This window comes from Pseudoalteromonas sp. Angola-30 (assembly GCF_028599215.1).
GTDB lineage: Bacteria > Pseudomonadota > Gammaproteobacteria > Enterobacterales > Alteromonadaceae > Pseudoalteromonas > Pseudoalteromonas atlantica.
The window spans coordinates 1-11,851 of the sequence record NZ_JAQREI010000030.1; the positions used below are offsets into that span (position 1 = coordinate 1).

The following is an 11,851-nucleotide window of genomic DNA, read 5'->3' on the forward strand; positions in this document are numbered from 1 at the left end:
ATCCACACACAGTGGGGAGTTAGCAGTTACCACCTGGTAATCGCCAAGCATTGTTTTTAATAACGGTATAAAACGGCTTTTATTACTCGGCGTAACAGTTTTAGCAAAAAGTACATTACTTAGAAATAAACAGCTCATACATAATAAAATTTTACGATAACTCATTAAAATTCCAACTCATTACTAATAAAAATAGCATAACACACTCAACTCTATACTTACTTAAAATACATTTGGTTCATAAAAGAAAAAGCCCCTTGAATACATCAAGGGGCTTTTATCAATATAAAAATATATTTATTAGTAAGTGTTACTTAAAGCACTGCGCTCTTGTGTACACAACAGAAAATGCTAAAAGCAGCAAAATGAAGGCTAATGAACCACCGCCACTGCCCTTTTCACTACTTGTGCCAGATGCATTAGTGACAGTCACAGCTAAACTTTGCTCAGTCTCACCTTCACCATCAGATACAATAAGCTTAAAGCCCAGCTCTGTAGTTTGCGACACACTCGGCGCTGTAAACTTAAGTGTGCTGGAGTCAACATCGCTTAGCGCCACTTCTACACCCATTGTTTGAACCCACTTAAAAGAAAGCTCTGAGGATTCTTTATCAGTTGCAGACGCTGTCACTGAAACTTCCTGACCTTCTTTAACCGAAACCGCAGATGTACTTAATTCTACACTTGGAAGCTGATTAACATGTAAAAAGCTAACGGTGTATACTTGCGTAAATTGCTCATAGCCATCTGATATCACTAACGTAATATCCGCATCAACCGTTTGCTCAAGCTCACCCACGGTAAGTACCGCTTTACCTTGAGTATCCTCAGCTGTAATGGATAACTGAGGGTGTTCAACACGCCATTCGTAAGATAACGTATCTCCATCAGGGTCAGTAGAGCCAGAAGCATCAAGCTCAATAGTAGCAAGCTCTTCTATTGTGGCCGGCATATCTACATCTAATACTGGCGCCTGATTTAGACTCTCCTGCGCTAGTTTTGCCACAACTTCAACAACCCCATTAACCTCTCCATCAAGGTCGAATGCGCTACCATCTGCGATTGCAAAGCTAAAGCAGCGTGAACACACTTGCTCATATACATTACCTGATAATACAGTGGCCGACTGCCAACCTGCAGCGGTTAGTACTCTTACTTGCATGTCTGAGCTTAAAATTGCATTTACATACTCAGGTAGTGCAATTTCTGCGGTGCTTGATGAATTAGATAACGTAACACGAAGGTTAATTACATCACTTTTAGCTTGGAAGTGAGGTTCTATTATATCTAAATCTGAGAAATAAGTGCTAAGCGCTTGTTCAGAAATAGACATATCAGCAATATAACCCGCTGCTAGAGCCTCTTTAATGCTACCTACAGCTAAGTGATTAAACTCATCAATACTGTGAGCACTATCACCTGAAGCTAAGATAGCTGTATTAGTAGTAGAAGTGCTATCTAGGTAATCAGCAATACCATCTTTGTCACTATCACCTACCCCTTCCTCAATATCAGGTATACCGTCGCCATCAGTATCTAGCTCAGGGTCATCAAATATAACGCTATCAACAATACGTAAACTAGTTTGCTTAGTTGCTAGTAGTTCATCACCTTGTTTTACACGTAAAGTTAAATCTATATTATTGGTTTGCTCAGAAAGATTTGCGCTAAATGAAACATCCCACTGTGAATCAGCTGTTTTATAAATGTAAAAATCAACACCTGTGGGGCCAATAAGCTCAAGGGATACATCACTACCTGTACTAGGTAAATTTACTAACTTAATGGTGGCATTAAAGTCAGGTAAAGAACGCTGAATAGTTTTATTAACTGCTTTACCATTTTGATAAAAATCAGTAATAAACTGCGCCTGTGCCGCTTCACTTAAGTACACTAGCTGGCTGTTATCATTTTTGTCTATAAACGCATTACCATTAGATAGGACACTAATACTTGCTGCGCTACCTACAAATTCTCGCTCTAACTCAAGCTTAATAGGTCCATACTGATTAGTAGTAAAATACTGGGTGCTATTATTAGCTTGTAAATGAAAGCTAGAGTAACCATATGGGTTAGCGCCGCTAATAAAAACATCTACAAGCACATTACCATTTTGATACACATACGTAGTAGGCTGAATACTGATTTCAGGGAAAATCATAGCCCTTACGTCGCCTGATACATGATTTCCAGCTTCATCAACAGCAGATACAGGAATAGATACATCGCCCGTTCTAAATACAAAGCTATCATCAATTTCCAGAAGCGTTATAGCTGAAACACTATCGTAAATAACACGACTATCTAAAAGTGCATTTTTTATAGCCGTGATCGTGCTGCCATAAACACTAAAAGTATACGGTTGGATAATCGGGGCAGTTGTATCAACAAGTGTGACTGTTTGTATAGCCGATGTTTCGTTACCAACATTATCTCGTGCAATCCATGTAATCTGGTGCTCGCCAAGGGGCAAGTAAGACCCAGAGTTTGTGTATACTTGAGGCTCTAAATGACCATTATCTCTAGCCTCTGGAGTATATAGACGGGTAATATTAGTATTTTGTGAAGTCGCTTCAAGCGTAATCGGCTCAAGACTCGATATAAACTCAGGCGGACTATTTTCACCGCGGCTTGCATCATCTGGGTGGCTATCTTCACTGTCTTGAACACCATCACCATCTGAATCTGAGCTAAGCGGATTACCCGAAAGTTGATACTCTTGTAAATTAGTCAAACCATCATAGTCGGCGTCATAATTAGCGTCGTAGGGTTCTAAAGCATTTAGCCTATATTCAACTTCCCAAAAATCAGGAATACCGTCCGAATCATAGTCGCTGGTGAGGTCTATATCTGCAGACCAGGTAATGTTATCAACTGATAACGGTTGCTGCTGAAGGTATAAGTCCTCATATTTAACTTTAATAATGTTAAAACCATCATCTACCGGTAACAATAAACGAGACTGGCTACCACGATTTACATCTATAGGGCTACCATTTAAGCTTATTTGCAGCGCTGGAGAGTCATAAACCAAATAGTCTAAATTAATAAAACCGGCTTCAAATAACCCCGCAATGGCAAACCCCCCAACCGTGCTAGTAGGCGTTAATGCTAAGCTAAGGCTTGCATCGCCCAAAGTTGACCAACTTGTATTAGCTTGCCAACCCCAAGAGTTAACGGCAAGTTCGGTAAACTTAGTCGGAAGAAGGCCATCTTCAAAGCTTTCATTTAATTGCGTAAAAGATTGCACTAATGATGAAGCATCGTTAGCTAGACTCTGAGAGTAAAACTCCTGAATATTTGTATAACCATCTTCATCGTAATCTAAATTAGCATCTGCAGCATCTAAAGGTAAAAGATCATTACTTACCTCATAGCCATCACTTAGTTCATCACCATCTGTATCTGCTGAGGTTGGATTTGTTCCTAGGTTAAATTCTTCTAGGGCTGAAAGACCGTCAGTATCAGCATCAGATGCAGCATCACTTGCATCAAGGCGATTTAATCCATTAACTAATTCCCAGTAATCTGGCAGTTGATCGTTATCAGTATCTGTTAAATCAGTTGGAGAAAATAAAGCAAAGTTATCAAGCCATACAGTATCGGCACCGAATGAGACAGAACCGTCTTTATAATATTTAAATTCAATATTATGAAGCCCTTCGCTTAGGTTAAGCACAATAGACGTTGCTTCTGTGGTATTTGAATTACCTCGGTCATTACGCTCAAAAACGGGTTGTCCATCAATAGTAATACTTAAAAAATCGCAGCAAGACTCTGATTCAATTTTATAATCGAATGCTAATACACTCTCTTCAAATAAACCTGTTACGGTGAAGCTGCTAAACTGTGAGTGACTAATAACGCCTGAGCGAATACTTTGTATACCGTCGGTCGCAAAATCATTCGTAATAAACCAAGGAGCACTAGAACCTTCGGCTTCAACCATCCAACTAGGTAGTGCAGAGCCTTCAAAAGAGGTAGTGAGGTTTAAAGCAACAGGGAAAGAAGTATCTGACTGCGGATCAGTGTTTGCTAAATACTCGGTTAGATTTGAAAACCCATCATTATCTGCATCTTCTGCTGCATCAGACGAGCTAGTTAAATCTAAACTATTATTGTACTCCCAGCCATCAGGGATAGTATCGCCATCTGTATCAGGGTTATTTGGTAAACCCTCGTTTAAAAACTCTAAAAGGTTAGATAAGCCATCCGCGTCAGCATCAAGTGATGCATCTTCACTATTATTAATATTAAAACCATGCTGTAATTCCCAAGAATCAGACATACCGTCATTATCAGCATCAGGAAAATTAGGCCCTATATATAAATTATCTATATATACAGCATCTGCAGGAGTAGAAACGGACAAATCTTTAGAATAAGTAAACTTAACAGTATTTAGTCCAGCAGGAACTTGGAAAGACGCGTCCTTCCACTCGCTTATTCCTGACTCATCTAAAACAATTGAACCATTAATATAAACAGTAAAATAGTCATAACCAACTTCTGTGTCTAATGCGTAGTTAAAGTTTACATAGCCTTGCTCGCTATTTAAAAAGCTAAACTCAACACTGGTTGATTGGTTGTCTGTAATGTCGTTATTAGTCAACACAAAGCCAGAATCTTCATTAATTTGAGTTGTTACCCAAGGCGTTTGTAAATTTGACGAAATAAGCAAATCTGGAACAGCTGCATCATCGAAGTCAAAGGTTGTTTCAAGAAAAACGACCGGCTCAGAGCTTGCGTCTGAAGGATCACTGTTACCAAAGAACTCGATTACATTACTCCAGGTGTCTGAATCTAAATCAAGTTGAGCATCATCTGCATTTAATGGGTTTAATGAAAACGAAACTTCCCAGCCATCAGACATGCGGTCAAAGTCAGAGTCTGCATTGTTAGGTTCAGTAAGGTATACATTAACTTCATCATAATCTGATAGATCATCTGAGTCGGTATCCGTTGCATTAGGGAAAGTATTCGCTAAGTATTCTTCAAGGTTTGTTAAACCATCTTGGTCTAAATCAAGTCCAGCGTCATCAGCATTACTAGGATCTAATCCGTAAAACAGCTCCCAGTTATCATCCATTAAATCGGCATCGGCATCTATAAACTGAATGTTATCGCAAGTAACGCCTACTTCATTAAATGCTACAATGACATCGTTAGCTTCATACCTTAAATCAATAGCAGAATTTATAGCACCACAGGCTCCATCAATAAAATCACTAGAGTTAACCCAATAGTTTTGATTTGCAAAAAGCATTATCTCGAACGCTTTTTTAGGGTCCCAACCATCAGTGTTCGAAAGTAGGAAGAAAGCACGATTAAAAACTCCACTACTAAAGTGAACATCCATACCTGAGTAATATTCACTTGCGTGGTCAATCGAAAGCCCATCTAGTGATGGCGTTTCAAAATAACGAAGTGCGGGGCTAGTTTTTGAAATATCAGCGCCAGATAACCAATCAGTCTCTGCGCGTAAAAAATACTCGGCTGTTTCACCCGCCATATCAGAAAAAGATTCGTTTATACCACCAGATTGTTCTGCATAAATTAAATTAGAGTTTTGACTAGTAAAACCATGGCTTACCTCATGAGATACGATATCAAGTGAAACCAACGGGTAAAACCTATCAGCGCCATCGCCAAAGGTCATAGCCTGACCATTCCACGTTGCATTTTCCCAGTTATCACCACTGTGAACACGCATCAACAATTGAAAAGTAAGCGGAGCCGTGTTGTACCACTGTTGATACATATCAAATACCGCAGTACCAAATGCATGGGCATCATTTAGTGGGGAGTAAGCTCCATTTACTTCTTTGTAAGTATTCCTATCACAGGCAAAAGAGTAAGCTTCACTTGGCTCAAAACCCGACTCCATGGTGACAGTTTTAACTTTCTCGTTTTCTAAAAAACACATTTCACCACGCTGCGTCACATCCAGTGCTTCAACGTCAGTGCCGTATTCATACTGCCCTATTTTTGTATTACCGCCAGGGCCTGTACCTTGGGCACTTTTAATATTATTCCACTGTTTAAATACACTGTAATCAGATTCGCTTACTAAACCTATTGGCTTTTTTTCAACACCATTTTCAAATACATTTAATTCAATTAAGCGAACAAAATGTGCGACTCCGTTATCAATATAAACATAACGTTGATTGTTTAATACTTGATAAGCTGTAGATTCATCAAGTTTAGCGTTTACTAAAATAGATTTAACCGCAGAAAATTCATCAAACTGATTATTAGCCGTTTTATTTAAAGATACAGCATCGATATTTTTAGCAAAAAAACCACTTATGTGTTGATTGCTAGATTGCACTCGTATTTGCTGCCCCCAAATAGGCACGCCTGCAAAAAACTGCTGCATCTTTTTAGCTGATGACCGAGTTTGTTTTGCATTTAAGGCTTGAGGCGTATCTAACTCAATAAAGTAAGAATGGGTGGATGCCTGATTAGTTAAACCTACGCTTTGATTTAAAAGTAAGTTAACTTCTGATAAAGATGATTTGTTTACTCGTTGCGAAACCGCCGCGTGTGCACTTAGCGAATTTAAAAAGCAAAACGCTATCAATCCTGATGAGAGTGTTTTATACATAACATTCCTATGTCGTATATTGTTATTATTCAGTGTCTGTTCATTTAAAAACACATTAATGTAACATAACTATTAACATAGAGTCATTTAAAAAAGTGAATAAATGGGTACGACTGTGAACAACTGTGAAAGGAAAATTCAAGATGGTGGCGTTAAATGCAACCATCTTGAATGTAAATAACGTTGAGTATTACTGCCAGTATTTTGCAAATAATTGCGGATAGCTTTGTTTTAAAAACTTGGGTTTGTCTTTAAAGCGTTTACCTGCCGGTTGCTCGCCTGAGGGTACAAAAGGTAATTCGTCGTCGTTACGCTCTTCAAATAATAAACCGGCTATTAAGTCGTATTCATCAATATAAGGGTAAGGTTGCTCATTTAAATAATACACAGGGGAGCACTGTGCTAGTGAGTCGGCATTGCTTAATGCGTTATTAAATACCGTCTCCCCGCGGGAGATGAGCCAGCACCTAAATTCGCTAAAACCGTATTCGTCGTTACAGCCAGCCATAACAAATGCAGCACCAAATAAATCCCAGGTAAAACATTTGCGCATGTGAATACCAAAAAATTTATCAAAAGCAATGAGCTGCTCGTCGGTTAACTCGCTCAATTTAGCTTTTAAGTTGTCGCTTACGCTTTGTGGGTCGAGCCCTAGCTCAGGCGTGGTCACTAAATCCCAAAATTCCTGCTCTGTTAACGCTGTCATTATAAAATCTCTTTTACTCGGCCGACTTGACCATCTTCTAGGCGTACTTTAATACCATGCGGGTGATTAGGTGATTTAGTTAATAAACGCTCAACTACACCTTGAGTCAATGTGCCGCTGCGTTGATCTTCTTTTAATACAATATTTACGGTTGTACCTGGTGTGATTTGCGAGCGCGATGGAACAGCCATGCTTTACATCCTAAAAATAATTTTGGTAATTATAACGTCCATAGCTAGTCAAACCAATGTTAATCAACTAAAAACGCTATTTGCTTAGCCGCTACCGGTAAGCTTATTTTGCTAAGCTCAGCGTTAATAATATCGACTAGCTGAGAAAAATGCGCTTCGGTGTCGTTATAGGCTATATCATCTTCAAAATAGCAGCTTATGTTTAGTGACTTTGCTTCATTTTTTAAATCAATGGTGTGAGTTAAATAAGCAAAACCATCATGAGTCGCTTTTATTTGCTCACAGGCGTTGGTGAGGGCTTGGCGTATTTGTTTATCACGCAATTTTTGTGTTTTAGTCATAAATTATTGTGTTTGTTCACTTTGCTGTTTTTTATACTCTTCAAAATTTTTATCTTGATTTTCAAGGCACTCGTAATATTCTTTATCGGCTTTATAGTTACATTCATCTAAACGTGCTGATTGAATTTCGTGAAAGCGAGCGTCAGAGCTACACCCTGCAAGTACCGAAAATCCCACAAACAGCAATGCGCTTTTAGTTATTTGACTGATTAACATTAGAATTCCTTACACTTTCGTTATCGAAAGCAACAATATTATTGTATATTAGCGTCATAAAAACCTGACTTTGCATAGGACCCATAATTATGATGTCGCAGTTACAAAAGCTGTTTCAGCGTATAGACAAAAGCAAGATATTTCAATCATTTGTTATAGCTGTCATTGTTGTTTCTGCCCTCACCGTAGGTGCTCATACATATTCTCTTCACCCCACTGTAGAATTTATTCTAAATTGGATGGATGTAGGGATCACAGCTTTCTTTTTAATCGAGCTCATTATTCGCTTTATTGCAAGTAAAGGAATAAAAGACTTCTTTTCAAAGGGCTGGAATATATTCGATACCATTATTGTACTTGGCAGCTTATACCCAGCTGCAGGCTCAACCATGTTACTTGCCCGATTGCTGCGTATATTTAGGGTACTGCGTTTAGTATCTATGATCCCAGAGCTGCGTTTGCTTGTAAATTCGTTACTTAAAGCCATTCCGCAAATGGGCTATATAGCACTGCTTATGTTTGTTATTTTTTATATTTACGCAGCCATGGGCAGTATGATGTTTGCCGATATTAACCCGGTGCTTTGGCAAGATGTATCCATTTCAATGTTAACGCTATTTAGGATAGCTACCTTTGAAGATTGGACCGACATTATGTACGAAACCATGGCGGTGTACGAGCTAAGCTGGATTTACTACCTCACGTTTATCTTTTTAACTGCGTTTGTGTTTTTAAACATGATGGTAGGTGCCATTTTAGAAGTAATGAGCGAGGAGCATCGAAATGCCCGTGAGCTAAAAGCGGATAATAACTCACTTCCTGCAACGCAAGGACAAGTGGTTGAACTACAAGCGCAAATAGCTGAGCTGAAAACGTTATTAAGTAAAACCTCAGATATTACCAACTCCAATAAATAGCTGATCTATTTTACTTGCTAAAACTTAAAAAGCCCTTTGTATTGAGTTAATACAAAGGGCTTTTAGTTACTCACCTTGTTGTTCTTGCGTGCTTTCAAACGAAATAACATTATCAACCTTCATTTTAAATGCTTCAAAAAACGCATTTTTTAATACAGAAACCACGGCTTCAAAAGTAGATACATCAGCGTTATCTAACTGCCCGTCTATGGGCACCCGAGCAGCCACCAGCTTTGACTCGTCGTTTTCTAATAACGAGCTGAGTAAATCAATACTGCCTTCAAAAATAGCGGTAAATAGACCGTCATCATCTTTTTCTATATCTTCGCGCCACGAAAAAACACTTAAATCGTGCACACCCGCTTTTACATATCCATTTAAGTTATTATTGTTAGCGGCCAATTCCATTGCGCCATCTATTCCGCCGGCTTCAATGTCAAATGGGGTATACACTTTAAAAACAGTTTCGAGATTTTTAACCGAAAAACGCTGCACTTCAACATTAAAATCAAAATTAGCTTCATCACTAAAGGGGTCTAATTTACCATTTAAAGACAGCTTAGCTTCGCCCATTAGCTGCCCTTCTACTTTTAAACTCGTAACTAAAGTTTTAGAGAGGTTTTGTGCGTTGGTAATATTGTTAATGTTAGCGTTTATATTTGATACGTAAGTAGGCTGCTCTCCTTCGCTGGTGGCGTTAACTAAGGTTACTTTACCATTGTCTATACGTAGCGTATCAATTGAAAAAGGCACGAGATCATTAGCAAGGCCTACCCACGTGGTTTCATCTTTCACCTGTTGATTTTGTTCAGCGGTAGTTGGGTCTTTATCGTAAATAACAATTTCTGGGCGGGTAAAAGCCATGTTGGTGACAAAATTACCGTTTAATAAAGCAGACCACGCAAGCGAAAAATCAAGTGTATCAATAGACAGTAACGGCTTAGGCACCTGCGTGGCATCTACCGCGTAAATTTCTACCTCATCAACAGCGTAAGCGCCTCGGTATAAGTACAAATCAACATCACCCACATGCCCTGTTATGCCTTGGGTTTGTTCAAGCTGCTGATTTACATAATATTGAACCGCATAAGGGGCTAAAGCTCTGAGTAAAATTAACCCCAAGGCTGTAACCACTAAAGCATAAAACCATTTTTTGCGTGTATTTTTAAAAGTAGAAGCCATTATCTATCCTTATGTGAAGGCTTAGCATCTCGGCATAAGTAAAAAATACCTGCATAAGTGAATTAAGTACTCACAAAACAGTGAAAACCGAGCGAATAAAGGTGTAATAGATTAGTACGAGCAAAAGCTATACCAAAAAATGCAATTCATAGGAGTTGTAGGTACACACAATACATAAATATTTACAAATAGAATTTTTAAATACATAGCTTTACTCGAATTCCCAAGCAACCTCAACTACAGTAAAAAGTAACTAACACAAGAACATATAACCTATGAGCCCAGTCTTTTTTATTTTAATTACTCTTTTACTAACCAGTATTGTTTGGTCAGTTATATTTTTAATGGCGTGGTATACGTTAGGGAAAAAATCATATTCGTTATTTTGGGCCTGCGCATTTATGTGCTCTGCGTGTCAATGGGGTACAATATTATTGCGGCCCTACTTCGAATCAGAAACCTTCTATTGGCTACTGGCTGTTAGCTTTTCTATGGGGTCTGTCATTTTGGGAACATGGGGACACAGTATACGTGCCCGAAGCCCTATCAAAATCGATTATTTGTTAGCATTAGCCGTGATTACGTTAGCTGCAGTTTATTATTATAAAGCCGTGAACGTTCATGTTGGTTTGTTTATGTCTTTATATATTTATTACGATATTTTACTGCTGCTAATAAACGCCGTCATTATAATAAAACATAAACCTAAGTCGCTACCCGCTGAAATTGGGGCTGCCATTACTTACACTTTGTGCGGCGTATGTTTATTTATTGCGGCCACCATCGCACTAATGCAAGGCAGCCAGGTTAACCAAGCTTACTTAGATTTATATACACTCATTAATTTTATAACAGTCCCAACTGCACATGTTGGTATGGCTGTATTTATTATTTTTATAATGGCCTCAGATTTAGCGCAAGAAATGCAAAAACTCGCCATGACCGACGTACTCACACAATGTATAAACAGACGTGGTTTTTACGACGTTGGCCAAAAAAAGCTTGAAAATAAATTAAGCTGCGAACAACACGTATCGCTTATATATTGGGATATAGACTCGTTTAAAAATATAAATGATGAATACGGCCATGCAGGTGGAGATGAAGTACTAATCCAAGCAACAAAACGGGTAAGAGCATGTTTAAATAAAGAGGATATATTTGCCCGTATAGGCGGAGAAGAATTTGTAATACTGATAGCCAGAGATTCAGAGCTAAAAGCAAAGCAATTTGCCGATACTCTACGTACTACTCTTGCAAGTAAGCCTATTGAATACAAACAACAATTTATAAATGTTACAGCAAGCTTTGGCGTTATAGGCATTAAATGCGCAACTATTCAAATAGACAAAGCGATAGATTTAGCAGATAAAGCATTATACATAGCAAAACACGAAGGAAAAAATAAAGTAGCGTATGCAATGCCGCTTAACTAACACTAGGGCGTGTTGATCTTTGATGCTTGAATTTACAGCAGTGTTTTTGGTTTTTAGGCAAGGCAGAGCCTATGAAGTGTGGTTATTCCACATAAATAGGCGATAACGCAGCATAAATGCCAAACATGCGCTGCCCTTCAGGTTCTGCCTAGGGGCGATAAACTCTTTGTTGCCTACATAGATGTAGGTAAGGGGCGTGAGCAGGACGCGGAAGCTTTGCTCGGTTTTTACTTATTCTTACAGGGATGTAAG

At 38.6% G+C, this 11,851-nt stretch carries 8 protein-coding genes; 2 read left to right on the plus strand and 6 right to left on the minus strand.

The genetic code is table 11. The annotated features are described in order from the left end of the window. Positions 1-310: 310 nt before the first annotated feature. The 5 genes from PSH54_RS20260 to PSH54_RS20280 form a co-directional block, all read right to left on the minus strand. Entirely contained in the window at positions 311-6,610 is a 6,300-nt protein-coding gene (locus tag PSH54_RS20260) for a M4 family metallopeptidase (RefSeq protein WP_273606976.1), read from the minus strand. Between the two features lie 190 nt (positions 6,611-6,800). After that, positions 6,801-7,316: a DUF4240 domain-containing protein gene (locus PSH54_RS20265; RefSeq protein WP_004586331.1), complete on the minus strand. Its 516-nt coding sequence runs from the start codon at positions 7,314-7,316 to the stop codon at positions 6,801-6,803. After that, positions 7,316-7,507 carry a YwbE family protein gene (locus PSH54_RS20270; RefSeq protein ID WP_004586332.1) on the minus strand — a complete coding sequence of 64 codons (192 nt, stop codon included), beginning with the start codon at positions 7,505-7,507 and terminating at the stop codon, positions 7,316-7,318. Before PSH54_RS20270 ends, PSH54_RS20265 begins: the two co-directional genes overlap by 1 nt. A gap of 59 nt (positions 7,508-7,566) precedes the next feature. Then, the gene (locus tag PSH54_RS20275) at positions 7,567-7,848 is read right to left on the minus strand and encodes a hypothetical protein (RefSeq protein ID WP_064387269.1); all 282 of its coding nucleotides are present in this window, start codon (positions 7,846-7,848) and stop codon (positions 7,567-7,569) included. A 3-nt stretch (positions 7,849-7,851) separates the two neighbouring features. Beyond that, the gene (locus tag PSH54_RS20280; RefSeq protein WP_004586334.1) at positions 7,852-8,064 is read right to left on the minus strand and encodes a hypothetical protein; all 213 of its coding nucleotides are present in this window, start codon (positions 8,062-8,064) and stop codon (positions 7,852-7,854) included. Between the two features lie 89 nt (positions 8,065-8,153). Here PSH54_RS20280 and PSH54_RS20285 point away from each other — a divergent pair, with 89 nt between their 5' ends. Next, on the plus strand, positions 8,154-8,981 hold the full coding sequence (locus PSH54_RS20285; RefSeq protein WP_004586335.1) for an ion transporter: 828 nt from the start codon (positions 8,154-8,156) through the stop codon (positions 8,979-8,981). Positions 8,982-9,047: 66 nt separating this feature from the next. On the opposite strand, the gene PSH54_RS20290 is transcribed toward PSH54_RS20285, so the two are convergent. Continuing rightward, positions 9,048-10,163 carry a DUF748 domain-containing protein gene (locus PSH54_RS20290; protein WP_121638539.1) on the minus strand — a complete coding sequence of 372 codons (1,116 nt, stop codon included), beginning with the start codon at positions 10,161-10,163 and terminating at the stop codon, positions 9,048-9,050. A gap of 635 nt (positions 10,164-10,798) precedes the next feature. On the opposite strand from PSH54_RS20290, the gene PSH54_RS20295 reads away from it, so the two are divergent. Next, on the plus strand, positions 10,799-11,599 hold the full coding sequence (locus PSH54_RS20295) for a GGDEF domain-containing protein (protein ID WP_273606977.1): 801 nt from the start codon (positions 10,799-10,801) through the stop codon (positions 11,597-11,599). Positions 11,600-11,851 lie beyond the last annotated feature (252 nt).